We start from the raw sequence: 25245 nt of genomic DNA on the forward strand, positions 1-25245 counted from the left end.
CATTTCATCGAGGGGGCGCAGGCGGAAATCAGGTACGCCCGCAGCTTGCTTATTCTTCCGGCAGGGAGCTTGCCGGGGACGCCGGGGCGCGAAGGCGGTTAGTCCAGGACAGCGGAGCTGGCACCCGGTTCAAGCGCCAGGTAAGCCCCTTCGAGGTCCGCACGCCGGCTGATCCCCAGCTTCACGTAGATCCGGTAGACATGGCCCTCCACGGTGCGTTGGGAGAGGGTGAAATGGGCCGCCACGTCCTTAGTGCTGGCACCGGCAAGAAGCAGGTCGACAATTTCGTGTTCGCGGCGGGTCAGCCGCACCAGATGAAGCGAGGGACTGAGGTAGGAGACGGTGACGCCGGCGAGCTCCCCGCGGCGGCGGCGCAGCTGCTGGATGAGGGCCCGCTGGCGCCGCAGGTTGCCGTGCGCGCCGTAGAACCTGATGGCGTGGCCGATGCTCTCCACCGCAATCAGGTACTTGCGGTGCCGGACCGCTTCATCCGCCGCAGCAACCATCCGGTCCGGGTTCCCGGACGCCACGGCCCCTGCGTACGCATGCAGCGCCTGGGCCTCACCGCCTTCGAAAGCAGCGCTGACTTCCAGCAGCCGGCTGGCCTGCCGCAGATCACCAACGGCGAGGCACAGCTCCAGGATGTCTTTCTCGGCAGCCAGGAATCCTCCGGTCCGCGCCTGCTCTGCCGCTTCGGCCAGCTTCTCCGGAACGCTGCCGTCCGGCTCGCCGGAGGCCAGGGCGGCGGCGGCATACGCCTGGCCCACCAGCCACAGCGGGCGGGGGCCGGTGTAGCCGACGCCGCGCAGTTCTTCGCGTACCGTGCCGTCTGGGCATGGTCCCCAACAACTGTCGACGCGTAGCCGGCCAGCCCCAGCGCATAGGGCAGCAGCATTTCCGGATCCGAAGTCCGGAGGGCTTCCACAGCCGGGTGCAGGCGCTGCAGCCCTTCGCGCAGCCGGCCCTGGTGAATTTCCACCGCCCCTTCGAAGACTCCCATGGTGCCGCCGTAGGCAATCAGGTGCTGCGGAGCAGACTCCAGCTTGGCCTCGAGGAGGCGCTCGAGCTCGGCGAACCGTCCGCCGTGCAGCAGCGCCTGTGCGTGCTTGGCAAGTGATGCGCCGCAGTAGGCCTGGAGCGGACCGCCGAGGCGCCCAATCAGGTCCAGCGCGCCGCGCGAGTGCTCCAACGCGGCGCTGATCTGCCCCTGGGACACCAGGAGCTCGGCCAGCAGACCGTGGAAGACCACGCTCCGCCGGGGGTCGGAGCCGCCGGACACCGGAAGCTGCTGGCCGGCCGGGGAGGTGAGCCGGGCCAGGGCGGCAGTGTAGTCGCCCTCCGTCATCAGCGCCATGCTGCGCAGCAACTCAGCGCCGGCGTCAACGGCAGTGGCCGTTTGTCCGGTGCTGTCGCTGCGAAACGAGAGTTCACCCGACGCCGCACACCAGGCATCGGCAAGCTCCTCGAGGTCGCGTCCGGGCAGTCCCGAGCGAAGAATCAGCCGGGTGGCGGCCAGCGCTGCACGGTCCAGGGTTTCAGCGTCTTGTGCGAGGGTTCGCTGCCCGGGCTCCAGGATTCCTTCCAGCAGTATCCGCGCCTGTGCCAGGTCTCCGGACTGCACTCTGGCAGCAGCGGATTCCACCCGTGCCGGCAGCATGTGCGCAGGGCCGGTCACCGCGGCAGCAAAACGGGCCGCCAGAGATGACCGCGCGGCGTCGTTCGCAGTTCGCGCTGCCCTGAGCAGCTGCACATCCGCGATGGTGTCGCCGCAGTCCAGGCCCCACTCCAGCCGGCGGAGCCAGGCCTCCTCCTCACCCGGACCGGACGGCTCGCCGCCCGCCCCGTTCTCCAGAGCGGCCAGCACCCGGGAACGGATCGCCGCGCTGCGGACCGTCGGCACCAGGGACCGGATGACTTCGGAGTGGAGCGGCTGGGACAGGCACAGCAGTTCAGCCGCCCCCGGACCCGGCTGCAGAAGCCCATCGGCGATCAGGGCATGCACCGGCGCCGGGCCACTGACAGCAATAAGGACGGACCGGGGCAGCAGATGCGCCAGCGCCAGGGTTTCGAGGACCCCGCGCTCCTCCGGCGTCCGGCTCGCCAGCTGGCCTTTAACCAGATCCACCACTGAGGCGTCCAGACCGTCGGGTTCACCGCGCAGGAACCATGCACCGTTGACCTCCGCCAGGAGTCCCAGCCTCCGGGACTGGGCAAGCAGTGCCTTCAGGTACAGGGGGTTTCGGCCGGACACCGCAGCCAGCAGAGCTGAGGTTGCCCGCAGCACCGGACCGCCCAGGACATCCTCACACACTTCGTGGACTGCTTCGGCTGACAGCGCGCCGAGGTCGATGCGGGCGAGCAGCCCGTCCCGGGCCAGTGAGAGCAGCTCGTGGATGCGCCGTGCCCGGGGACGCGTCAGGACCAGCAGCCGCAGCTCGCCGGACATTGCCAGCTGGGTCAACACATGGCAGCTAGATTCATCCAGGCAGTGGGCGTCGTCGATCACGAGCAGCGGCTGCGGGCTGCCCGTCTCACTGATTCGGCGGAAGTGGCGGCGGATTGTCCGCAGGACCGCCAGCGGGGACTCCATGTCCTTCGGGCCGGCCGCCTCCAGATAAGGAGAGAGCACGCCGTACGGCATCCGGGACAACACCGGGCTGCCGTGGATGAAGGAGGCGCTGACAATCCCGTCCAATCGTTCCAGGACGCGGTCCGCGAGCGCCGTTTTTCCCATGCCTCCGGCTCCCACAACGACGGCTCCGCGCAGCCCGGGTTCCAGAAGACGGGCGGTAATCTCCTGCACTTCCCTGTCCCGGCCCAGCAGCAGCGGTGCGCCGCGCCCGCCGGAAGGAACCGTGCCAATCATTTGTGCGCCCCGGATTTGTCGGTGATCATCTTGGCAAGTTCACGCCTGCTGCCCACATGCAGCTTGGAGTAGACCTGATACAGGTGCCCTTCGACGGTGCGCACCGAGATGTTCAGCTCCGCAGCAATGGCTTTATTGCTCGTGCCAGCGGCGGCCATCTTCGCAATCGACCGCTCCCGGAAGGTCAGGGCGCCGAGGTACTCGTCTGCGGAATCGTTCCCCTCCGCTGTTCCCGTGGAACCCGTGCCGCGCCGGCTGCGGTGGATGAACCGCACGGTCGCCCGGTCCCCGCCCCTGAGGCAACGGCCAGCGCGCGTTCGGAGGTTTGCCGGGCGAAGAGCACATGGCCGGCGGCTTCCCCCATTTCCGCCGCCTGGATCAGCAGCTGCGCGTCATAGCTGCCGGCCCCCTTCGCGTACGTCTCGCACATCCTGGCGAACGCTCCTGCTGGTGGGCGGCAACGGTCAGAATGCGGTCCAGGCTTTCCACGTCCCCCACCCGCACGGCGTGCAGCAGGGACAGCAGTTCGTAGGAGTAAGCTCCCCTCCGGTGGTCATGGGCGGCCAGTTCAATGAAGCGGCGGGCGGCTTGGGCTGACCCGAGGGCGCCGTCGGCCAGGGCAGCGAAGTGCCGCGCGCCGCGGCGGACCGTCCAGGGACCGCCATCCGACGCCTTGCCGCTGAGCTGCAGGTACGCGTCGGCACCGGCGCTGTCCTTCTGCAGCGCGAAACAGTATGCTGCAGCGGCCGCGGCCAGCGGGATCATGGATTCCGGTCCGCCGACCCGAAGCTGTGCCACGGCCGGCACGAGGCAGCCCAGGGCGCTCTCGGCATCGCCGGAGTATGCGTGCAGCAGTCCCTGGCCCACTTCCCCGAACATTCCCGCAGACAGCGCGGCCTGTCCCTGCGCCCGCTGCTGGGCGAGTAGCCGCCTCGCATCGTGCAGCGCTCCGATGGCCAGATAAACGAGGATGATCCGGGTAACGGAGGTGCTCCGGTCATCGACGCCCACGTCCGGCTCGGCCAGGAGCCGCTCAACGTCCTGGGCCAGCTCCAAGGCTTCGTCCTGGCGGTCCGTCATCCCGAGCGCTTCACAGAGCCAGGAACCAATCAGGACGCGGAAACCCTTGTCGCGTCCGGTGGCGGCCGCCTGCAGCGGCGCAAGGTAGGCCGCGTTCTCGAGGAACCGTCCGTGGTTCGAGTTGCATTCGGCGCGGGCCAGGACCATGTCGCGGTTGAGGGCGGCCGTGTCAGCCCGGCTGATGCTTCCCGCCTCGGAGAGCTCCGCGGTGCGCTGTTCGGCCTGGCGCAGCAGTTCGCCGTGCTTCTTTGCAGTCCCGGCGGGCAGTGCCCCGGCGGGGAGCGCACCCGACAAAGCTCCCGTGGCAGCCATGCACAGCACCCTGTTTTCCGTGAGCAGCAGACGAACTTCCTCAAGCGGAGTTGCACCCTTCCCCCGGCTTCGGTAGCTGCTGAGTGCGGCCAGTGCGACGCCGTATTCCGCCCTCATCATCCGGGCGGAAACCAGTTCAAGGAGAGGACCCGGAGTCCTGGCGCTGTCCTCCCGGGACGAGAGGAAACGCAGCGCCCGTTCCGGGTCGCCCGATGAGTTGGCATCCCGTGCAGCCGCAACGGCGGCATCTGGGGTCAGCGACTCGCCGCTGTCCAGCCGCCACACGGCGAGGCGTGACGGTTCCACGACGGAAGAGGCAGGATCCGCGTCTCCGCTTTCCGGTGAAGCCCCTGCCTCGGATACCGACAGCGAATGGGCAGCCGCAGCGGACCGCAGCTCCTCCAGCAGCCGGCCGCGTTCGGAGACATCAAGGGACAGGCAGAGGGCGCTGGCCAGCACCTCGTTCCGGATCCGTATGCGCGGCACGCTCTGCCTTTCGACGGCGAGGATCCCCTGTTCCTGCAGGATGTCCACTTCGCCGGGGTCGGTATCATGCAGGGCTACGCCCAGCGGCAGCGAGCCCGACAGGGCCACGGTGCGCACCAGCGTCAACTGTCGTCCGGTCAGCCCGTCCAGACGCCCCAGCACCGCTTCGGCAACACGTCCGGCGGGTGCAGGCTGGTGCGGTTCCAAAACCCAGACCTGTCCGCTGTGGCTCACCCGTCCGCTCTCCCGGTAATCCCTGCAGCCCAGGGTAAGCAGGTGCGGGTTGCCCCCGGCATGACGGTGCAAATCGGCCACAGCCACCCCGGAAACGGGTCCGCCAAGTTCCGCAGACACCAGTTCTGCGGTCTCCGCCAAATCCAGGGGCTCCAGGTCCACCCGGGAGAGGATGCCTTCCCGCCACAGGCCGGTGAACTCAGCAGGTGCCCGGCTGAAGTCGCGGAAGCAGGCCAGCAGGCCCGCCGTTCTGCTCAGGACCATCTGGCTGAGCGCCATGGCGGAGAAGTCGTCCAGGTCCTCCCCGTTGTCCACGGCCAGCAGGACGGGACGGTCCTCTGCCCGCTCCCGGATAAGCCGTGTCAGTCCGCGCAGGATCAGCACCGGATGCGAGGAAATGTCCGATTCCAGTTCTGACAGGAGAAAGGTCAGTGCGCCGAACGGAGTGCGCCCGGAAAACGCCGACCCGCGAACGTGGACAACATAGGTGTCGGAGCTCAATTGCCTCAGCACGTGATGGATCAGGGTTGTCTTGCCGCTGCCCGGTTCCCCCACGAGGATACATCCGGCTCCGCCTCCCGATGCAAGCCGCTCTTGAATCGTTTGGGTGACAGCGCGCCGGCCGACAAATCGCGACGGAGCACTCTGGTCTTCCCTCGCAGCCTCGTCCTGCCGGAGAGCCTGGCTAGAGGGTGCTGCACCCGCTGCTCCGGGTACTGCGGAAGAACGAACGCGTGACGGGTGAATACTGTTGTGCACGGTGAGACCCGATTCTGCCGGTGGCTCCGCCCGGCGCTGATTTCCCGCCGGAAGAGGCTCATGTTCAATGTCTGCCGCAAGCGTAGGAGACGCTAACAGCAGGAACACGAGTACCGATCACCAGCGCAACGGACCCATTACTCAGGTTCAGCGTCGGCATCGTCCCGGAACTACTTGGAAGCGGTGCGCCGCACTACCTGGAATCATGTGATGCCACCGGTTCGGACGTACTGACCACCGGTATCACCGGCTTTCCTTGCTATCCTTCCCCGGATACTACTCGGCTAGCAGGGACAGGGCGTTGCGCAAATCGGATCGGCCCGAGACATGCAGCCGCGCGAACACCCGGCCCAGATGCCAGTCCACCGTGCGGGCTGAGAGATGGAACCGCCGACCGAGGGCGGCACTTGTTTCACCGGCGGCAGCCTGGAGCGCCAGATCCCGCTCGAAGTCGCCCAGCTGGGTCAGGCCGTGTTCCACGCTGTTGAGCGGCGACAGCGCTCGGAAGCCTTCATGCTCCAGTTGTCGGGCCCGCCGGACCACGGCGCGGGTGGCGTGGCCGTCGCCCAGTATCCGGGCGGCGCGCGCAGCGCCGTGGCCAAGGAGGCTGTTCCGCTGCGCGAGCGCTTGCTCCGCGGCCCGGATGAGGGCCTCTATGTCATCGGTGAGCAGCCCGGCGGCCAGTTGGCTGTACAGATTGGCCGGCACGCCGTCGGCCGCTGCTGCTGTTGCCGCCAGCTCCTGCGCTGAAGCACGGTTCCCGCGCAGGGCCGCGGCAGAGAACCCGAGGAGCGCATTAGGAACATCGCCTGCCTGCAGCTCCTCGGCGGCATAGCGGTGCAGCTCTGCCGCTGTTGCCGCCGGCTGGCTTGCACGGGACGCAAGGATGCGAAAATACCGGACCGCCGATGCCATGCCGGGGTCGGTCCGGACGGAATTCTCCAGCGGGGACGGCAGATCCATGACCGGATCGGTTGCCCGCTTCAGCAGGGCGCAATATCGTGCAGCCGCAGCAGCGAGCGGTATGAGATTGTCCGGATCGTGGGATTCCAGCTGCGCCAGCGCCGGTTGCAGGGATTCCAGGGCTGCATCGCTGCGCCCGGCGTAGGCGTGGACCAAGCCGACAGGGAGTTCGGTACCGGTGGAGGTGTGCAGCCCCGAGATGCTCCCGGTGCTCCCGGATTCCACCGTGGAGCGGGTCATGCCGAGTGCGGTTTCCAGTTCACCGCACCGGATCAACAGGAAGAAGAGGTGGTGGAATAGCAGTTCCCGGTTGCGTACATCGGTCTGGAGGCCCGCGGACAGCCTGGCGCGGATCTGGGACGCGAGCGCCCCCGCTTCAGTAAACCGGCCGGCCGCGGCGCTTTGCTGTGCCCGGCGGATTCCAGCCCAGAGTCGAAGACCCGGCGGCGCTGCGGGATCAGTGAAATCGTCCGCCAGGGATGCCGGCAGCTCGCCCAGCCTTCCACCGATGGACAGAAGCTCGGCACGCGCCAGCGACACTTCAAGCCTGGGGCCGGGACGCGCCCCAGAGTCCTCGGGCAGAAGCCGCTCGGCCTGATCCAGCATCTGCTCCGGGTCATCAACACAGGCGGGAGTCCGCGCCGCGCTCAGGGCACGGTCGGTCAGGACCCTGAGCTGCAGTTCCCTCGGGGCTTCCCGAACTGTGGTTTCCGCGGCGGCCAGCACTCCGTGCGCCTGGGCATGCAGGCCCTCGGCACGCAGCGCACCGGCTTCCTCCAGTACGACGGCGAGGGGGCGCGGCGCTGCCACGGCACGCGCGTAGCGGAGGGCGGCAGCGGTATCGCCGGTTTCGTTGGCCCAGCGCGCAGCCGCCAGCGCCGTTCCATCATCCGGTGCAATGCTCACTGACAGGGACCAGGCAGCCAGGCCGGCTGCGGTTGCTCCGGTAAGGACGGCGGCATCCACCACCCGTGTCACCTCGGACCATAGGTCCCGGCTGCGGCCAAACGGAATTCTGGCTGCGATGGTGGCAGGTTGCAGATGCCAGGCCAGGCGCACCGGTTGGCCATGCCCTCCGTTGATGGTCAGGACTGATGCTTCTTCCAAGGCGTCCACAGTGTGGGCAGGAACAAGCTGCAGGACAGTTTCCATCGGCAGTTCGCGGCACAACGCCAGTATCTCGACGGCACGCCGCTCCCCGGAGTGAAGCGCCGCAGCACCGTCTCCACCCTTTCCGGCAGCTCGCCCGAGTGGACCAGCGGCCCGGACCATGTCCAGAAACCCCGGCGCTGCACCACTGACTTGGAACTAATGTGGTCCCGGCAAAGCAGGGACGCCAAAAGCGGGTTTCCTCTGCTTTGCTGCCACAGCATGTACCGGGCCCTGGTGGTCAGCGGTCCGCCGGCATTTCCGGCCAGCAGTTCCCCGGTCCGTTCCTGATCCAACGGGGCCAAATCGATGCGTTTGAGCGAGCCGTCGGTCCAGAGCCTCACATACTCCTCATGGCACCGGATGAGGTCCCCGCTGATGAGAAGCAGTGCCACCGTTCCCCGGCGGCAAAGCTCGGAGGTGACCAGGACGCCAAGATCGTCAATTTCCTCCGCGTTGTCGATCACCAGGACGATCCGTCGCCCGGAGGCCTGACGGATCAGCAGGGATTCGAGCGCCCGCACCACGTGGACCGGATTGGCGAGCTCTTCCTGAGGCATGTCGCTGAGCAGCCAGGCCAGGGCACCGTAGGAAGTTTGGGCCGAGAGGGTACTGCCGCGCAGCTGCACGTTGTACCCGCCGTAGCGGTTTGCCGCCTCACGGGCCAGCGTGGTTTTACCGATTCCCGCAGCCCCCAAAATGACGGCGCCGGGACCATGCAAAGCGGCCAAGACCGCCCGCAGCGCAGTATCACGCGCATCACCGGGCTTCGGCGGCGCTGCCGCTCCGGCTGAGCGGACTCGGCTCGGAGAGACCGGACCCGTTCCCTGGCCGCCCGGGGGCGGGGGCTGGGTGGACGGGCCTGGTTGTTGAAGCGTGCTCATCGGGACCCTTATGAATTGACAGAACGCGTTGTGAGGCTGGAGGTTCACAGCCGACTGACTTTTCCCGTGACCGTGCTCCCCTCAGCAGGAACCAGCTCCGCCGAGGATCAACCCCAACCCTAGGTTTGGAATCTGCGTGCGGCACGGGTACCAGATACCCGACCGGCGGACTTCCGGCTACGTGGAAGTACGTTAAGCGGCGCCGGGGTACTGGCTGTTGCAGGAGCCGATCAGTTGCCGGCGCCGCTCAATGAATACCTAATCCATGGAGGTAGCCGCCGCTGCCTGCTCATCCCTGGCTGTTACCGGTGAGCAGCCCCTGTTTCAGATCCTCCCGCCGGCTGATTCCGAGTTTCTCAAAGGTCCGGTATATGTGGCCCTCAACCGTCCGCACGGAGAGGAAGAGCCGTTCGGCGATTTCGGCGTTCCGGTAGCCCTGAATAACCAGGGCGGCGATGTCCCGTTCCCGCCGGGTCAGCAGCGGCGCTCCGGCATGCAGGGTGTGGGACGGGGAGTGCCCGTTCTTTTTGTTGAGCAGCTTTTGGACCCGCTGAAGCAGCGCCTTGTCGCCGCTGGCCCTGGCAATCCTGAGCGCTTCATCGCAGCACCGGTTGGCTACGCGGCGCCATCCCGGCTCGACCTTTCCGGCACCAAAACGCAGGAGCTCATCGATGTCCTCGTCCAGGAAGGCCCGGGCCAGCCGCCCCGCCGCCTGAGCCTGGGGACCTTCAAACTCCTCGGTTATTTTCGCCAGCCGGCCCAGTCCGTCCATATTCCCGAGGGCCAGGGCCAAGATCCTTAGTTCGAGCTCCACTGCGGCAAAGCCCGCCTCCTGTGCCTCAGAAATGATCTCCCGCAGGTGCTTGGGGGCGTCACGCTGCATGGCGAGCACCGCTCCGGTAGCCGTGGCGTATCCGCGGGCGAGCAGGCGGTATGCCGCCGGCCCCCGGGGCTTCATGCCGCCGGCCTCGGCCAGGAGCTCCTCGGCCTGCTGCCGCTGTCCTCCGGTGGCTGCAACAAAGGCGCCCAGCGACAGTGCCAGCGGCAGCATTCCCTCGTCGTCGTGGGTTCGGAGCCCTTCGATCGATGCGGACAGGTAAGTAAGGGCCGCCGCGGCATCGTCTTTGCGCAGGTGCATGACGGCGAGTGCCAGGTCCACCATCCCGGCGACCCGCACGAGCGCGCCGAAAACCCCTGCCGTCCCGTGCTGCGCCGCGGTTTGCAGGGCGTCCCAGTTCCCCATCCACAGCAGCGCGGCCACATGGCGCTGGAGGACGAAGTGGTAGTAGGACATGAACCGGTGTCCGCCCCGGTCCAGCACTGCCATCGCGTCCTGGCCCAGCTCGGATGCCGCGGCCACCCGGCCGGTGGCAGTGTAGATTTCGGCCAGCACCGCTTCCGCCACCAAAATGGCTTCGTCGTCGCCGGCCCGCCTTGCATCCGCGAGGATGGAGCTGAGCTCATCCTCTGCCGGCTGCAGTTCCCCGTCGCCCACCCGGCTCATGAGGTTCAGAAGCCGGCCTCCCCGGCGGGAAGAAATCAGGTCGGCCGTGAGCTCCGCATCCAGGTTTCCGCCGGCTTCGATGCGGTCGACTCCGGCCAGCCAGTCAGCGGCAACGGCGCGCAGGCCCGAGACCCCCGACTGCTCCTGCCGGGACAGCTGGGCCCGGATCAACACTGCCATTTTGAGGGTGGTGGGGTCGGCGGCGGCATCCGTTACGCCGTCAATCAGTTCCCGCGCTGAACCGAGGTCACCGTCCTGGTGGCATGCCCGGGCCGCCTGGACCCGGGCGGCCAGGGCGTACTCCGGACCCTTGACCGCTCCGGCGGCCCGCAGTGCGGCGGCAGTGTCAAAGGCATTGTTGGCGCGGTAGGCAGCCTGGACCAGTTTGGCGTCGCTCACCTCGTCGCCGCAGTCCAGTGACCAGATAACCCACCGGAGCAGATTGTCGGCGGTGCCCGCTGCTGCGCCTGATGTCAGCAGCCGCTGCCGCAGGCGGGCGCTGCGGGCGGCCGGAACCAGCCGGCGCACCACATCGCCGTACAGGGGGTGCATCGGCTGCAGCAGGCGGGACGGGCCGGTGGAAATTTTCACCAGTTTAGCTTCGGTGAGTGCATCGACTGCCCGGTGCAGCCCGAGCTCAAACGCGGTGGATGCCGGCAGCGGCTCCGCCAGCGCAATAAGCTCCAGGGCGTCGCGCTCGTCCCGGGTCAGCCCCGACAGCTGTGCCCGGAGCAGGTCACCCAACCGTCCCTCCGGCGGGAGCATGTGTTCGTGCAGGAGCCATACGCCGTTGCGGGCCGCCAGGGTGCCCGCACGCGTGGTTTCCGCCAGCAGAGCCAGGGTTAGCATGGGGTTTCCCCCGGCGGCGAGCGCGAGATCCGTGCTTGTGCCGGTCAGCACCGGGCCGCCAAGCACCTGAACGCACAACTCGTGGACCTGCTCCTCGGTCAGCGGCTGCAGCTCGTGCCGGGTCAGCGCCCCTTCCCACACCTGGTTGGGAATACCGGAGGGAACATCGGCAATCCGCCGCGCGAGGAGCAGGATACGGATCTGCGCTGACGCGATGAGCTGGGCCAGCAGATCGGCCGAGGCTTCGTCCAGGGCGTCAGCGTCATCCACGATCAGCAGCGGAGCTGCCTCCGGACCGGATTTTTCACGGTCCGGATACAGCCTCCGCAGCAGTGCGCGCATCACGGCAAGCGGGGATCCGGCGTCCTGCGGGTCCACATCGCTGATCAGCGGAGCCAGGGCGCCGTAGGAAACCTGTGACAGGGATGAGCTGGTATGAATCCGGTACACCGGAATTTGGCCCTCCAGCCGCTGTGCGAGAATTCCCGCCAGCGCGCTCTTGCCCATCCCGGCGTCAGCCACCACGACGGCGCCGTGCCCGCCCGGGCGCAGCACGCTGGCCAGCACCTCCCGGAGCACGGCTTCCCGGCCCACAAATGGCCGCGCCGCCGCTGCTTGCATCACGAGTCCCCCCTGATTTCCGGCACAGCTGCCGCCTAACGCAGCGCCTCGCCGAGCTCCGAGCGCCCTGAAACATGCAGCTTGTGGAAGATCTTACCCAGGTGCCAATCTATGGTCCGCGGCGACAGGTGCAAGTCCTCGCTCATTTCCCTGCGTGTCGCGGTCCCCGCAGCCCGCCGCGCTAAATCCGCTTCAAACGGGGACAGCGCCGCCATCCGCGCCTGGATGCTGTTGGCCTGCCGGAGCTTGCGGAAACTGCTTTGCTCGAGCCGGCGCGCACTGCGCAGCTGTTCCCGGCTGTCACCGTCCGCCCGTCCTTCGAGCAGCTGAAGTGCGGCCTGTGCAGCGTTGTTGCAGAGCAGTTCGTTGCCCAGGAGCGCGGCGCCGGTGGCAGCTTCCAGCAGCAGGGCCGGGTTTCCCTGTTCCTGTCCGGCGCTGAAGCAGTACAGTGCTCCGGCCCAGCGGCCGGTAGCCGCAGCAGCTGCCGCAGCCAGTTCCCTGGCCGCAGCCGGACACCCATGGCGGGTTGCTGCGGCCAGGCAATGAAGGGCGACCGGAACCATGCCCCGGTCCAGACTGCTGCGGGCCAGGGAACGCAGCTCAGCGCACAGCTGTTTCGGGTCTCCGGCGAACCGGGCCTCCACTTGGAGGGCAAGCGTTATCAACCGCACCAGTTCCTGCGGACGGTAGCCGTAGGCTGTTCCTGAAGCCTCCCACCGGCGGGCTTCCTCAAGGTCCCCCCGAAGCGCAAGAACCTGTGCGGAGAGTGCCTGCACGAAAGGAGGACGTCCAGGGGGTCCTGAAGCCGGATTTGGCCCGCAGCACTGGTGAGGAGTTCGAGGGCGCTGTCCGTCCTGCCGCACAGGGCATGGACCACTCCGATCGCCACGTCCCCCGTGCTGCCACGGAAGGCGCGGCGGTTGGAGCCGTCCACCAGCTCCACCACCAGTTGTTCGGCGAGCCGGTGTTCCCCGGCTGCAACCAGCGCAAGGAACATCCTGATATGGACGGCGTCCAGGGTGTTTGCGCCCTGCGTGCCCTGAAATCCGTCCTTGAAGGGCTGCAGCAGTGACAGGAGCTCCTCGCCGTGTCCGGAGAGCGCCAGAACCTGGGCCTGCAGGACCAGTGCCTGCAGCCGGACGGGCGGGCCCAGCGTCCGGTCCACAGCAACGGCGCCGAGCCCGTCGGGTACGTCCCCCGGCCGTCCGCTGTCAATGGCGAGGGCGCTGCGCATCAGCAGGACCCTCGCTTCCCGCGTGTGCCGGGCGGCGTTCCCGCCCAGGGCAGGAATTTCCGGCGTGATCAGGTCCAGGACCTCCGCCGCGTCGCCGTGGCCGGGCAGGACCTGCAGCAGTGCAGCTTTCTGCAGCATCAGTTCCACCCAGGTTTCGGGGTCCTCCGGGTAGGGCGACGGCGGAAGCGCGCCCAGCGCACGGAGTGCGCCGGAACAATCTCCGGACTCTTTCAGTGCCCGGACCTCGGCCAGCAGCATCGCGGGGCTGCGGTGGTCCTCGGGGACCGCGCGGATAAACAGCAGCGCCGAGAGCGGATCGTCGGATGCCGAAGCCAGCCCGGCGGCCAGCAGCGCAGTTTCCGGGTCCAGGGTGCCCTGGCAGGCCAGGGTCCACCGCGCGAACCGGAGGGTGGCCCAGGGGCTCAGCAGGGACGGATTTACCAGTGCGGATATTTCCTCCCACAGTTCCCGGCTGCGCCCGGGAGCGATGGCAGCGGCAATGGCTGCATCCGTGCTGCGGCCGGAGAGCCGGACGCCCTGGCCTGACACTTCCACCATGCGCGCCTCTTCGAGCGAGTCCATGGTGTCGGCGGGGAAGAGCTTCAGCACCACGGAGAGCGGCAGGTCCCCGGACAGTGCCAGAAGTTGGATCAGGGATCTTTCGTCGGGCGGGAGTTTTTGAAGCCGGGCCGTGATCACTTCGGCCACTTGTCCGGAGAAGACCAGTGGTTTGGCAAGCGCCCACGCGCCGTCCAGCCGAACCAGGGATCCTACCCCGGCCTGGTCCCGGGTAAGGAGCGTGACGAGCTGCGGAACACCGCCGGAGTGGCGCTGGATCGACTGGACGGCCATGGTGGACACCGGGCCGCCCAGAATCTTCTGCATGAGCCTGCGGGTCTGCTCCATCGTCAGCGGGCCGAGGTCCACGCGGTGCAGCAGGCCCTCGGTCCAGAGCGCCAAAATGTCCGGTGAAGACTCCGAAAAGTTCACCGCTGTGGCCAGAACGCGGACGTCCGACCTTCGAATCAGCTGCGAAACGGCCAGCGCCGTCCAGTCATCAAGAAATTCGACGTTGTCCAGCAGCAGCAGAACCTGTTTTCCGCCGGCACGCTCTTCGAGCAGGGAACCCAGCTCCTGCAGGAGCCGTTCGGGCCGTGCTGCCGCCCCTTCCGGCAGGTCGGAGATCATCCAGGCCAGTGCGCCAAAGGGTGTTTGACCCGAAACCCGGGAGCCGCGGACGGTCACCGCGTGATAGGCCGGATCCGCGGCCGCGGCCCGGACGAGCGCGGTCTTGCCAATCCCCGCCGGGCCGGCCACTACCGCCCCGGCGGCTGCTTCCAGCCCGTACACCAGTTCGGCCAGCGCCTCGTCCCGGCCAACAAGTTGGTCCTGCACATCTTCGGTCCCCGACAACATACCTATAACCACGCCCCCAGGCATCCCCACAATTGGTGCTTCCACTTGCCGGCGAACGAAACGTCCCGGCCGGCAGCCGCAGGACGTTCCTCAAAACTGGTGCTGGTGGTGCCTATAACATGGTCCAAATGCCGGTCTGGAGGAAGCGTACCGCCCGGCGGCGGAATTAGTCCAGAACATAGAAAAGCATGCAGTTAGGCAGATGAGGGCTCCCGCACGGAAAAACCGGGCACCCGCCAGCGGTTAAACGCGGGGTGCCCGGTTATCGTATAAGGGACCGGCGCCGGGATGGGGGTGGCCCAGTCTCGGAGGCCTCCCGACGCCGGCCCCAGCTTTCCATGCCCGTGGGCATGGTTAGATTCTAGGCCCGCGGCAGGGGTCCAACAATGGGTGTGGACGCCTTTGCCGTGACGGGAGCCGTACCCGTTTTCCTCTGCGGGCTACTTGGTGCCGTTTCATCCGCGCCGGGTGTGCCGGTGTCGCCCGTCCCCGCACCGGCAGGACAGCGCCGGGCCGCGTATCCAACTCTTAGGAGGCGGCGGAGTGGAACTTCTGCTGCGCTGCCGTGAGTCCTTCGGTCAGCAGCAGCTCGACCGCATCTGCAGCGTCACCGATCAGGAAGGGCAGCTCTTTGGCTTCCACCGGCGGGAAGTCCTTCAGGACGTAGTCGGCGGTGTCCATGCGGCCCGGCGGCCGCCCCACACCGACGCGCACCCGGAGGTAGTCCTTGGTGCCCAGCGCGCGGCTCATGTCGCGCAGTCCGTTGTGGCCGCCTTCTCCTCCGCCGGATTTGAGCTTGATGGTGTTGAACGGGATGTCAATCTCATCGTGCACCGCCACGACGTGTTCGGCGGGGATGTCGAAGAACTTGCTCAGCGCCGAGACCGGCCCGCCGGAGAGGTTCATGTAGGTCAGGGGCTTGGCCAGGATCACCCGCGGCCCGCCGATGCCGAGCCGTCCTTCGAGGATCTGCGCCCGGGACTTGTGCGTCTTGAAGTTGCCGCCCGCCCGGGCGGCCAAGTCGTCCAGGACCATCTGGCCAATATTGTGCCGGTTGCGGCTGTAGCCGGGCCCGGGGTTTCCGAGCCCGACTACAAGCCAGGTGTTGCTGTTCACTTGGGAAGCTGCTCCTTGAACGGATGGCCAGTTGGCTCCGTCCCGGGAGCTCAGCTGCGCAAAGTGGTTTAGTTCTCGACTGCTTCGGGAACGACGTCACCCTCAGGAGCGGCGCTCTCGCCCAGGTCCTGAACAATGGACTCGGAGATGTTGATGATCATGGTGTCGGGGTCCAGCAGCAGCTCGACACCGGCAGGCAGTTCCAGGTCCGAAGCCAGGATGTGCTGTCCGGCTTCGCGGCCTTCGATGCTGACCGTGATGGTCTCCGGCAGGTTGGTGGCGTCAGCGGCCACCAGGACGGTGTTGGCTTCCTGGTTGAAGACGTTGGCGCCCGGGGCAAGCTCGCCCTCGACGTGGACGTTGACCTCAACCTCGACCTTTTCGCCCTTGCGGACGGTCAGGAGGTCGATGTGCTCGATGATCTGCTTGATCGGATCGCGCTGGATGTCCTTGGCCAGGGCCAGGTGGGACTCGCCGTCGACGTCGATTTCCAGCAGGGCGTTGGCCGTGCGGACAGCCAGCGTGGTGGCCTTGGCCGGCAGCAGGATGTGCATGACCTCGGCGCCGTGGCCGTAGATGACTGCGGGGATCTGGTTGGCAACGCGTGCCTTGCGGGCCGCACCCTTGCCGAATTCGGTGCGGACGGTTCCTGCGAGCTTCTGCTCAGACATTTCAAACTCCTGATTATGGATGTTCCGTGGTTGCCGGGACGAAGGCGCCGGTATGGGAACAGCGCCGCAGAAGTGGATAATCCGTAGATCAGGTCCATGCGGTCAGAAGTTGCCAGCCACCGTCGATAACGGAGTATTGTCCGGATCGATCCGGACCTCTCCCTCGCCTAGGCATCGCAGACCATCCTACCAGCAGCACGCTGCCCGTCCGAACCACGGTTCCTGGGAACCGGAGATTCGAACGGGCAGCGCGGTGATTCAGCTGTGGAGTTATGCCGGACAGGCTCCGAAGCGCAGGGTCAGGCCTTGCCGTCGAACAGGCTCGTGACGGAACCGTCTTCGAAAACTTCCTTGATGGCGCGGGCGATCAGCGGAGCAATGGACAGGACGGTCAACTGGTCGAAACGCTTTGCGGCGGGGATCGGCAGCGTGTTGGTCACCACTACTTCGCGGGCGCCGGACTCCGCCAGCGTGCGGGCTGCCGGGTCGGAGAACACGGCGTGGGTCGCGGCGATGATGACGTCCTTGGCGCCGGCCTCCTTGAGCACGCGGACGGCTCCGGCGATGGTTCCACCGGTGTCGATCATGTCGTCGATCAGGACGCAGGTGCGGCCTTCGACCTGGCCCACAACCTGCTTGGAGACAGCCTGGTTCGGGACGGTCAGGTCGCGGCTCTTGTGCACGAAGGCCAGCGGGGCGCCGCCCAGGCGCTCGGCCCACTGCTCGGCGACGCGGACCCGGCCGGTGTCCGGGGACACCACGGTGACGTTGGAGACGTCGACGCGGGTGCGGATGTAGTCGGCCAGCAGCGGAATGGCCATCAGATGGTCCACGGGGCCGTCGAAGAAGCCCTGGATCTGCGAGGTGTGCAGGTCGACGCTCATGATTCGGTCAGCGCCGGCGGTCTTGTACAGATCAGCGATCAGGCGGGCCGAGATCGGCTCGCGGCCGCGGCCCTTCTTGTCCTGCCGGGCGTACGGGTAGAACGGGGACACCACGGTGATGCGCTTGGCGGAGGCCCGCTTCAGCGCGTCGACCGTGATCAGCTGTTCCATGAGCCAGTTGTTCATGGGCGCCGGATGCGCCTGGATCACGAAGGCGTCGGTGCCGCGGACACTCTCGCCCGGACGGACGTAGATCTCGCCGTTGGCGAAGTCATAGGAAGCCAGCGGCAGCAGGTCCGTGTCGAGACAGCGTGCGATCTCCTCGGCCAGCTCCGGATGTGCCCGGCCAGTGGCAAGGACAAGCTTCTTTTCACCTTGGGCGGTGATCTCGCTGCTCATTAATGATCGCTTTCTCGCGTGGGGGTATCAGTTTCCGAGGAGGGTTTGGAGGCGGCAGCGGCTGCAGCATCGGCTGCCGCAGTGCCGGGACGGTTGGTCAACACCCAGCCGTCGAGGTTGCGCTGAGGCGCTACGTTGATGGCCAGGGAGCCCGCCGGCACGTCCTTGCGGACCACCGTTCCAGCTCCACTGTACGCGCCGTCGCCTACTGTAACGGGGGCCACGTACATGTTGTCGCTGCCCATGCGCACGTGTGATCCGATGGTCGTGTGGTGCTTGTTCACGCCGTCGTAGTTCACGAAAACGGAGGCCGCACCGATGTTGGACTGCTCACCGATGGTGGCGTCCCCCACATAGGAAAGGTGCGGAACCTTGGAGCCTGCGCCAATGTCGGCGTTCTTGGTTTCCACGAAGGTGCCGATCTTGCCCTGGCGCCCAGGACCGTGCCAGGACGGAGGTAGGCGAAGGGGCCGACGTCGGCCCCGGCGCCCAGGCGCGCGTCGGAACCGTGGGTGCGCACCACTTTCGCGCCCTCCCCGACGCTCACGTTGGTGAGGGTGGTGTCGGGGCCGACGACGGCGTCGCGCGCCACCGTGGTGCTGCCGTGCAGCTGGGTGCCGGGCAGGATGGTGACGTCTTCAGCGAGTGTGACGCCCGCGTCGATCCAGGTGGTGGCGGGATCCACGACGGTGACGCCGGCGCGCATCCAGCGCACCAGGTTCCGGCGGTTGTGCTCGGCGTTCAGCGCGGCCAGCTGGACGCGGTCGTTGGCGCCCTCCACCTGCCAGAAGTCGCCGGTGACGACGGCGGCCACGCGTCCGCCGCGGGCGCGGGCCAGGCCCAGCACGTCGGTCAGGTACATCTCGCCCTGCGAGTTGTCCGAGGTGACGTCGGCCAGTGCGGCGCGCAGCACGGCGGCGTCAAAGGCATAAATCCCGGAGTTGATTTCGGTGACGGCGCGCTGGGCGTCGTCGGCGTCCTTGTGCTCGACAATCGCGGTGACGGTGCCGTCCGCGGCGCGCAGGATCCGGCCGTAGCCGGTGGGATCGTCCAGATGGGCGGTGAGGACGGTGACGGCGTTGCCGTCCACGCGGTGCACGGCCACGAGCTCGCGCAGGGTGTCGGCTTCCAGCAGTGGCACGTCACCGTAGGTGACGACGACGGTGCCCTCCAGCGCGGTGAACGCGTCCAGCGCTTCCAGTGCCGCCTGGACGGCGCGGCCGGTCCCGGGGATCTCGTCCTGGTCCACAATGAGGGCCCGCGGAGCCGCGGCGGTGACGTGTTCCGCCACCCGGTCCCGTTCATGCCGGACGACGACGGCGAGGGCCCGGGGATTCAGGGCTTCGGCGGCGGCCAGGGCATGGCCGACCATGGAGGTGCCGCCCACGGGGTGGAGGATCTTCGGGGTGCGGGACTTCATCCGGGTGCCGGCTCCGGCCGCCAGGACAATCACTGCTGCGGGTCCGCCGCCGAGGGCACGTTCGGTGGATTCAGTTTCCTGCGTGGTCACGAAGAAGCGCTCCTGATATGGGACGGCCGCTGTTGGAGGCGGCCACCGGGTATGTGGACCGGCACTGCTGCCGTTCCGCCCATAGGATTCGAACCTATACTCCACGGCTCCAAAGGCCGGGGTGCTGCCATTACACCAGGGCGGAAAATGTGCAGGTCGCCCCGCACACAAGAGTTTAGTTTGCCATGCCGGCGGACACCGGCGCGACTTGACGACTTTTCCGCCTCCCGGCGGGCACGTTGGCAGGCCTTAGACTGTCATGGTGGTAAGAATTCCGGCCGGTGGCGCCCGCGTGCGCATGACCGGTGTGCAGCGCCGCGCTCAGCTCATTGACGTAGCCCGGGGCCTGTTCGCCCTGCGCGGGCTCGACGGCGCCACCATCGAAGACATTGCCACGGCAGCCGGCGTCTCCAAGCCGGTGGTGTACGAACACTTCGGTTCGAAGGAAGCCCTCTACGGCGAAGTCGTTGACGCCGAATTTGACCGGCTCCTGGCTGTCATCACCGAAGCGCTGAGCGCCGACGCGGGCCCCCGGATCCTGATCGAACGGGCCGCCTACGCCTTGCTGGACTACATCGAAAACCACACCGACGGGTTCCGGATCCTGGTGCGGGATGCACCGCCGTCGCAGCCCGAGGGCACCTTCGCCTCCCTGCTGTCGCGCATCACCGGCCACGTGGAGCACATCCTTGCCAAGGAGTTCGGCAACCGCGGCCTCAGCGCCGAAGTGGGCGGGATGTACGCCCAGATGCTGGTGGGCATGGTCGCCATGACCGGACAGTGGTGGCTGGATGCCCGGACTCCGGACAAGACAACGGTGGCGGCGCACCTGGTCAACCTGTCCTGGAACGGCCTGACCGGGCTCCAGAAGGATCCGCAGCTCCGGCAAATGGATCCCGCCAACCCTCCCGCGCCGTCCGAAGGGGTAAATCCGAAACCGGAAGCGGTCCTGCCGGAAGCCGCCAGTGCCGCCGCGGCTCCCCTGGATTCCGATGCCCCTGTTGTCCTGACCCTGTCGGCGGTGCTCGTCCGTGACCCTGCCGGCCGCATCCTGCTGGTCCGCAAGCGCGGCACCACCAAATTCATGCAGCCCGGCGGAAAGCTTGAACCCGGTGAGTCCTTCAGCGCCGCGGCAGCACGGGAGATGAAGGAAGAGATCGGCCTGGATGTTCAGGAATCGGACCTGGAATCCCTAGGCGACTGGTATGGCCCGGCGGCCAACGAGGACAACACTTTTATTAACGCCGGCCTGTTCGCCTATTCCCTTCCGAACACCGGAGGTGCTCCGGGCGCCGGGGCAGTGGCGGCAGCCGAAATCGAAGAACTGCTGTGGACGGATCCGGCCCAGGCGCTGGTCCGCGACGACATTTCACCACTGCTGCGCGACCATATCCTGCCGCAGCTGCTCGCGGAGGCATAAAGCGGGGTTTCCGCTGCGCTTTTCCGCCTTTTCTTGGTGCGCTAGGCTGAGATTTAGAAATACGCCCCCTGCCGCACTGCGAATCATGTCCCGCCGTGGGCCATTCAGCGTCCTTGCTGTTTTCGGCCAACGGCACGCGTGATAGTTCTACGAATGTCTTGGAGGAACACCCAATTTCCCGAGCCGTTTCCATAAAGGACGACATGCGCAGTCCAGCCAGCCTCACCCGACGCTCAGTGCTCTCGCTGGCGGCCACCACTGGGTTCCTTACAGCAGTGATCCCGCCAGTTGCGGCGTCCCCCACCATGCCGGCTCTTCCGCTGGCACCAGCAAGTTCCCTTCCGTCGCAGCTGCGGGTCATTGCTCCGGGCGGCGGAATGAAACAGGTCTATAAGGATGTTTTCCAGTCCTCGTCCTATCTCGACATGCTCCTGGTCACGGATCCCGCCGGGGCCGCCAAGCTTGTCACAGCAACCGCCGGAGACAACAATCAATTCCAGGTTTGCGACGCCGTCACGGGCAAACAGGAATTCGTAGCCACCACCCCCGCCGGGGAGAAAATCACCTCAAGGCTTCTGTGGGACCCCGCCGGCGGCACTGTCTACGCCGGGTGCGGCGGTGAACTCCTCGCCTGGACGTTCGCCGACCGCAAGTTGGTCTCGCTCGGCCCAGTGGCTCCCGTGGCCACTCATGTTGGGGCTCTCGAACTCGACGCTGCGGGCAGGATCTGGGGCGGCTCATATCCCGACGGAATCATCTGGACTTATGATCCGGGTTCCGGGAAGTTCGCTTCGTACTCCGCTTTCGATGACCGGACGGAGTACGTCCGAGCCATCGGTATCTGGAAAGACACGGTATTCGCGGGCACCGGGTCGCAGGACCCCCACATCGTGTCATTTCCCCAGGGCAGCCCGGAACAGCGGACTGTTATCCCCCTCCCCGATGCCCCCGGCACCGGCTTTGTGCACAGAATCATCGTGAGAGGCGACAAGATCTTCGTCTTCGCCGAGGATTCCGAGAACATCACCCGCTGCCACGTTTACGACCCGATCAAATCCCGATGGGGAGATGACCTCGATTCCGTGTCCTACGCCTTCTCCAAACCCGCTGGCACCGCGGTATGGCGCGTGGCGGACGCCCATCTGGTCCGCACTGAGACGAAGACGATGGCGGACACCATTCTGTGCCCGACGAACGTTGGACTTGCCCGTTCCCTCCTGGTGACCGGGGATCGGATCCTGGCCGCCGGTAACCATGAGGGCGAGCCGGTCGTCGCCGAATACTCCGTGCGCGGAGGCGCCGAGGTCCGCCGTGTCCGACCCAATGTCACCATGGGTTCCTTCGCAGTGCAGTCCCTTATCGGCTCCGATCATGGACTGCTGTATTTCGGCGGGTACCAGGGAAACGGTCTTGGCTCCCTGGACCCCGCCACCGACGCACGCTGGCGTTCCGCCGGCACCGTGGGGATCTCGCAGATCGAGCACCTGATGCAGTACGACAAGAACCGCCTCTACATTGGGTCTTACGGTTCAGCGAAACTCTACTCGTTTGACCGAAACCGGATAGGCGAAGGAAATGCGGCGTTTAACCTCATCTCCACCCTTCGCAAGCCCCATATGCAGTCACGTCCCTTCGCATGGGCCGCCGCCGGCGGAAAAGTGCTGGCGGGAACGGTCCCGGAATACGGGCTGCGCGGCGGTGCGCTGGCCGTGATTGATCCCGAAAAAAATGAGCTCGAGAAAGTCCTGAACAAGTTCATCCCCGAACAATCCATTGTCGGCCTCGCCGGCAATGGAGACATCGCTTACGGGACCACCTCCGCCCGTGGGGGCTACGGCGTCGATGACTATGCGGGAGACGCCTGCGTTTTTGCCTATGACGCCCGGGCGGACAAGACGCTGTGGATTTCCTACCTGCCGGGACATAAGGACATGTACTCCCCCATCCTCCTGGATGACGTTCTCTACGTCGCCACGATAAACGGCCTCCTGGCGGTGAACCCGTCCAATGGGGTGCTGCTGGAAACGATCGCGGTGCGGGAACGGACTGCCCGTCCCGGCTACCAGAGCGCAAGAGCCCTGCGTATCCCGGGCACCGGCAAGATCGTGCACAGCTCCGGGGAGATAGCGCTGCTCATCGATGTCCGGGATAGGACCCAGTCCGTCCTGGGGAAAACGGGGTACGGCACCCCCTTGGCCGTCATGCCCGACGGCCGGGTCTTCATTTCATACCAAGACAACCACATCGCTGAGGTCCATACGGATCCCAACCCGACGATCCGCTCTGCATCAGACCTTGTCACCATCGATTCAGCCGGCAACTTGATGATCGCACCGTCCGACGGCGGGGGCGGCTACGGAGCGGCCGTCCGCCGGGGCAGCGGCTGGCGCCGGAAACCATCCGGAGCTTCCACGTCACCGATTGGAATGGAGATGGTGTCCCGGACATCCTCGTCCAGCGTTCCAACGGGGTCCTGGAGCTGTGCCGAGGCAAGGTCAACGGCGGATTCGAAGAACCGGTCACTGTTGCTTCTGGCTGGGCATCAAAAACCATGACCGTCGGTCCATGGACGAAGGGAATCTATCCTTCGATCGTCAGTGTTAACCCGTCCGGAGAGGTGCGGCGCCACTCGGTCGACGCTTCCGGCATGGTTGGCTCCGGTTACAGCATCGGCACCGGATGGAAGGGCCGGAACATCACCATGATCGACATGGGTTCCGGACGCCAGGGACTGCTCGGCAGGTCAGGCACCAGGCTCTACTTCCAGCCGTCCACCGGACAGGGACCGTTCCAGGGACCCGCATCGGTGGTGGCCTCGGCCGGGTGGGGCGACACCACGGCGCTGAGCTCGGTGCAGGGGCACTTCAGGGACAACTTCGGCCTGCTCTCCGTGAAGCGCAGCGGAGAATTGCAGTACATCAGTGCCAACAAAACGGGCTTTGCCGGCATCATCACCTATCCGATGGACCTTCGGGGCTCCATGATGGCGGGTTCCCAGAGTTTCTAGCAGCCCTATTCGAGCTTCTCCGAGGCCTCCAGCCACTGCATTTCCAGGTCATCCTGCTCAGCGGCAAGGGTCTGCAGTTTCTTGTTCAGTTCCGCCAGCTGCTCAAAGTCGGCCCCGCCGGTCTGCTCCGTAGCGGCACTCATCTGCGTGTTGACCTTGTCGATCTGCACCTTGAGCTTGGTCATTTGACGGTCGATCCGGGTGAGGTCCTTCTTCGCAATCCGCTTTTCCGCTTCGGAAACACCGGATCCGGCGGCCACCGCGGTGGCAACTGCGCCGGAACCGGGCCGTGTGGACCCTGCTGCCGCAGCGCGGGCCGCCTGCGAGGACCCGCGGGCGGCGGTCGACGCCGACGAGTTGGCAGCCAGGGCTTCGCCGCGCAGCTCGAGGTACTGGTCCACGCCGCCGGGCAACCCGCGGAGCTTGCCGTCGCCGAGCAGGGCCATTTGGTGGTCGGTCACCCGTTCCAGCAGGTACCGGTCGTGGGAGACCACCACGAGCGTGCCGGGCCAGCCGTCCAGGACATCCTCGACCGCGGCAAGGGTGTCGGTGTCCAGGTCATTGGTGGGCTCATCCAGCATCAGGACGTTCGGTTCACCCACGAGCAGGCGCAGCAGCTGCAGCCGGCGGCGCTCACCGCCGGAGAGTTCCTTCACCGGAGTCCACTGGCGCTGCGCGGAAAAGCCGAGCTGCTCCACCAGCTGGCCGGCGGACAGTTCGCGGCCGCCGACGTTGAAGACGCGCTTCTCGTTTTCGATGACCTCGATGACGCGCAGGTCCGCGACTTCGTCGAGTTCCTTGACTTCCTGGGTCAGGACGGCGGTCTGCACGGTCTTGCCGCGCTTGAGCCGGCCCTTGGTCGGTTCCATCTCGCCGTTGAGCAGGCGCAGCAGGGTGGTTTTGCCGGCGCCGTTGACGCCCACCAGGCCCAGCCGCTCCCCGGGTGCCAGGCGCAGGGTGATGTTCCGAAACAGCTCGGTGTCCCCCAGCGTCAGCGACACTTCCTCAAGGTCCAGCACGTCCTTGCCCAGGCGGGCGGTGGCCATTTTGTTCAGCGACAGGGTGTCGCGGGGTTCGGGCACATCCGCGATCAGGGTGTTGGCCGCCTCGATGCGGAACTTGGGCTTGGCGGTGCGGGCCGGGGCGCCGCGGCGCAGCCAGGCCAGTTCCTTCTTGACCAGCTGCTGGCGCTTGTTCTCGATCACGTTGGCCATGCGGTCACGCTCGGCGCGGGCCAGCACGTAGGCTGCGTAGCCGCCGTCGAACGGGTCGATCACGGCGTCGTGGACTTCCCAGGTGCGGGTGCAGATTTCGTCCAGGAACCACCGGTCGTGGGTCACCACCAGCAGGCCGCCGGCATCGGAGCGCCAGCGGCTCTTCAGGTGCTGGGCCAGCCACGCCACGCCTTCCACGTCCAGGTGGTTGGTGGGCTCGTCCAGCATGACGACGTCGTCGTCCGCGGTCAGGAGCTTGGCCAGCGCCACGCGGCGCTTCTGCCCGCCGGAGAGGGAGGAGACAGAGGCGTTCCAGTCCACTTCCTGGATCAGCCCGCTCATGACGTCGCGGATCCGGGCGTTGGAGGCCCATTCATAGTCGGCGGCGTCGCCCACGATGGCCTGGCCCACGGTGAGGTCGCCGTCGAGCACGTCGGACTGGTCCAGATAGCCCACGGTGACGTCGCGGCGGCGGGTGACCCGGCCGTCGTCGGGCGTCTGCCGCTCCGCCAGCAGGCGCATCAGGGTGGATTTGCCGTCACCGTTGCGGCCAACGACGCCAATCCGGTCCCCCTCCTCCAGGCCCAGGGAAACCCCGTCCAGGATCGTGCGGGTGCCAAAGGAAATGCTGAGGTTTTCAGCACCAAGCAGGTGTGCCAATCGGTAC

General features: G+C 66.7%; 16 protein-coding genes, 1 tRNA gene and 1 pseudogene. 3 read left to right on the forward strand and 15 right to left on the reverse strand.

Annotation, left to right across the window (positions count from 1 at the left end):
* Positions 1-98: 98 nt before the first annotated feature.
* From OL239_RS15010 to OL239_RS15075, 14 genes and pseudogenes are all read right to left on the reverse strand, one after another.
* Complete coding sequence (locus OL239_RS15010) at positions 99-530, reverse strand: LuxR family transcriptional regulator (protein ID WP_268909586.1); 432 nt, start codon at positions 528-530, stop codon at positions 99-101.
* A complete protein-coding gene (locus OL239_RS15015) occupies positions 461-2866 on the reverse strand; it encodes an ATP-binding protein (protein ID WP_268909587.1) in 2406 nt (801 codons plus the stop codon). The genes OL239_RS15010 and OL239_RS15015 overlap by 70 nt, the downstream gene beginning before the upstream one ends.
* A complete protein-coding gene (locus OL239_RS15020) occupies positions 2863-3141 on the reverse strand; it encodes a response regulator transcription factor (protein WP_268909588.1) in 279 nt (92 codons plus the stop codon). Before OL239_RS15020 ends, OL239_RS15015 begins: the two co-directional genes overlap by 4 nt.
* A gap of 103 nt (positions 3142-3244) precedes the next feature.
* A complete protein-coding gene (locus tag OL239_RS15025; RefSeq protein WP_329609245.1) occupies positions 3245-5845 on the reverse strand; it encodes an AAA family ATPase in 2601 nt (866 codons plus the stop codon).
* Positions 5846-6013: 168 nt separating this feature from the next.
* On the reverse strand, positions 6014-7807 hold the full coding sequence (locus tag OL239_RS15030; protein WP_268909590.1) for a helix-turn-helix transcriptional regulator: 1794 nt from the start codon (positions 7805-7807) through the stop codon (positions 6014-6016).
* Positions 7786-8733 (reverse strand): ATP-binding protein, encoded by a 948-nt coding sequence (locus OL239_RS15035; protein WP_329609246.1) that lies wholly within the window; start codon positions 8731-8733, stop codon positions 7786-7788. Before OL239_RS15035 ends, OL239_RS15030 begins: the two co-directional genes overlap by 22 nt.
* Positions 8734-9022: 289 nt before the next feature.
* Positions 9023-11707, reverse strand: coding sequence for a helix-turn-helix transcriptional regulator (locus tag OL239_RS15040; RefSeq protein WP_268911784.1), 2685 nt, complete (start codon positions 11705-11707; stop codon positions 9023-9025).
* 35 nt (positions 11708-11742) lie between these two features.
* Positions 11743-12378: a LuxR C-terminal-related transcriptional regulator gene (locus tag OL239_RS15045; protein ID WP_268909592.1), complete on the reverse strand. Its 636-nt coding sequence runs from the start codon at positions 12376-12378 to the stop codon at positions 11743-11745.
* Positions 12369-14336, reverse strand: a complete 1968-nt coding sequence (locus OL239_RS15050) for a hypothetical protein (RefSeq protein ID WP_268909593.1) — start codon at positions 14334-14336, stop codon at positions 12369-12371. The genes OL239_RS15045 and OL239_RS15050 overlap by 10 nt, the downstream gene beginning before the upstream one ends.
* A 549-nt stretch (positions 14337-14885) precedes the next feature.
* Positions 14886-15473 carry an aminoacyl-tRNA hydrolase gene (pth, locus tag OL239_RS15055; protein ID WP_268909594.1) on the reverse strand — a complete coding sequence of 196 codons (588 nt, stop codon included), beginning with the start codon at positions 15471-15473 and terminating at the stop codon, positions 14886-14888.
* 68 nt (positions 15474-15541) lie between these two features.
* Positions 15542-16144, reverse strand: a complete 603-nt coding sequence (locus OL239_RS15060) for a 50S ribosomal protein L25/general stress protein Ctc (RefSeq protein WP_268909595.1) — start codon at positions 16142-16144, stop codon at positions 15542-15544.
* A 299-nt stretch (positions 16145-16443) separates the two neighbouring features.
* Positions 16444-17427, reverse strand: coding sequence for a ribose-phosphate diphosphokinase (locus OL239_RS15065; RefSeq protein WP_104104432.1), 984 nt, complete (start codon positions 17425-17427; stop codon positions 16444-16446).
* Positions 17427-18847: pseudogene (gene glmU / locus OL239_RS15070) on the reverse strand (bifunctional UDP-N-acetylglucosamine diphosphorylase/glucosamine-1-phosphate N-acetyltransferase GlmU). Before glmU ends, OL239_RS15065 begins: the two are co-directional and overlap by 1 nt.
* A 163-nt stretch (positions 18848-19010) precedes the next feature.
* A tRNA-Gln gene (locus OL239_RS15075) sits at positions 19011-19082 on the reverse strand.
* A gap of 114 nt (positions 19083-19196) precedes the next feature.
* On the opposite strand from OL239_RS15075, the gene OL239_RS19675 reads away from it, so the two are divergent.
* The 3 genes from OL239_RS19675 (at position 19197) to OL239_RS15095 (ending at position 23364) form a co-directional block, all read left to right on the forward strand.
* Complete coding sequence (locus tag OL239_RS19675) at positions 19197-20357, forward strand: TetR family transcriptional regulator (RefSeq protein WP_329609247.1); 1161 nt, start codon at positions 19197-19199, stop codon at positions 20355-20357.
* A 203-nt stretch (positions 20358-20560) separates the two neighbouring features.
* A complete protein-coding gene (locus OL239_RS15090; protein WP_268909596.1) occupies positions 20561-22912 on the forward strand; it encodes a hypothetical protein in 2352 nt (783 codons plus the stop codon).
* A complete protein-coding gene (locus tag OL239_RS15095) occupies positions 22909-23364 on the forward strand; it encodes a hypothetical protein (protein ID WP_268909597.1) in 456 nt (151 codons plus the stop codon). The genes OL239_RS15090 and OL239_RS15095 overlap by 4 nt, the downstream gene beginning before the upstream one ends.
* A gap of 5 nt (positions 23365-23369) precedes the next feature.
* Here OL239_RS15095 and OL239_RS15100 read toward each other — a convergent pair whose 3' ends face one another.
* The gene (locus tag OL239_RS15100) at positions 23370-25238 is read right to left on the reverse strand and encodes an ABC-F family ATP-binding cassette domain-containing protein (protein ID WP_268909598.1); all 1869 of its coding nucleotides are present in this window, start codon (positions 25236-25238) and stop codon (positions 23370-23372) included.
* Positions 25239-25245: the final 7 nt, after the last annotated feature.

Origin of the sequence: Arthrobacter sp. ATA002, from assembly GCF_026898095.1 — a bacterium.
Lineage (GTDB): Bacteria > Actinomycetota > Actinomycetes > Actinomycetales > Micrococcaceae > Arthrobacter_B.